Origin of the sequence: Thalassorhabdus alkalitolerans, from assembly GCF_042656525.1 — a bacterium.
In the GTDB taxonomy this organism is placed as follows: domain Bacteria; phylum Bacillota; class Bacilli; order Bacillales; family Marinococcaceae; genus Thalassorhabdus; species Thalassorhabdus alkalitolerans.
Window position 1 is genome coordinate 1 of record NZ_JBHSOZ010000012.1, and the last position, 1,511, is coordinate 1,511.

1 rRNA gene is annotated in these 1,511 nt (G+C 52.5%); it reads left to right on the plus strand.

Features of this window, described 5'->3' with window-relative positions:
* Positions 1 to 37: 37 nt before the first annotated feature.
* A 23S ribosomal RNA gene (locus tag ACFPU1_RS16460) occupies positions 38 to 1,511 on the plus strand; the annotation flags it as partial.

Below are 1,511 nucleotides of genomic sequence, written 5' to 3' on the forward strand. Positions count from 1 at the left end.
ACTTTCGAGGCGTGACTTAGAAACAAACCACCTAATAGGTTAAGTTAGAAAGGGCGCACGGTGGATGCCTTGGCACTAGGAGCCGAAGAAGGACGCGACGAACAGCGAAATGCTCCGGGGAGCTGTAAGTAAGCTTTGATCCGGAGATATCCGAATGGGGGAACCCCCTATCCGTAATGGGATAGGATCTGCACCTGAATCCATAGGGTGTAAGAAGGCAGACCTGGGGAACTGAAACATCTTAGTACCCAGAGGAAGAGAAAGCAAATGCGATTTCCTGAGTAGCGGCGAGCGAAACGGAAACAGCCCAAACCAGGGTGCTTGCACCCTGGGGTTGTAGGACACTCCATTGGAGTTACAAAGAAACGAAGTAGGCGAAGCGGTCTGGAACGACCTGCGAGACAAGGTAAGAGCCCTGTAGCCGAAACTTCGTTTCCTCCGGAGTGGATCCTGAGTACGGCGGGGCACGTGAAACCCCGTCGGAATCCGGGAGGACCATCTCCCAAGGCTAAATACTCCCTAGTGACCGATAGTGAACCAGTACCGTGAGGGAAAGGTGAAAAGCACCCCGGAAGGGGAGTGAAAGAGATCCTGAAACCGTGTGCTTACAAGTAGTCGGAGCCCGTTAATGGGTGACGGCGTGCCTTTTGTAGAATGAACCGGCGAGTTACGATCCCGTGCAAGGTTAAGCTGAAGAGGCGGAGCCGCAGCGAAAGCGAGTCTGAACAGGGCGCCATAGTACGTGGTCGTAGACCCGAAACCGTGTGATCTACCCATGTCCAGGGTGAAGACAGGGTAACACCTGTTGGAGGCCCGAACCCACGCAAGTTGAAAATTGCGGGGATGAGGTGTGGGTAGCGGTGAAATGCCAATCGAACTCGGAGATAGCTGGTTCTCCCCGAAATAGCTTTAGGGCTAGCCTCGAGTTAGAGTCCTGGAGGTAGAGCACTGATTGGACTAGGGGTCCCTACAGGATTACCGAATTCAGTCAAACTCCGAATGCCAGAGACTTATTTCTCGGGAGTCAGACTGCGAGTGCTAAGATCCGTAGTCAAGAGGGAAACAGCCCAGATCACCAGCTAAGGTCCCCAAGTATACGTTAAGTGGAAAAGGATGTGGAGTTGCTTAGACAACTAGGATGTTGGCTTAGAAGCAGCCATCATTGAAAGAGTGCGTAATAGCTCACTAGTCGAGTGACTCTGCGCCGAAAATGTACCGGGGCTAAACGTATCACCGAAGCTGTGAATGAACACCATCAGGTGTTCGTGGTAGGGGAGCGTTCAAAGGGCTGAGAAGCTGGATCGTGAGGACCAGTGGAGCGCTTTGAAGTGAGAATGCCGGTATGAGTAACGAAAAGAAGGGTGAGAATCCCTTCCGTCGAAAACCTAAGGTTTCCTGAGGAAGGTTCGTCCGCTCAGGGTTAGTCGGGTCCTAAGCCGAGGCTGAAAAGCGTAGGCGATGGGAAACAGGTTGAAATTCCTGTACCACCTCCTCACCATTTGAGTAATGGG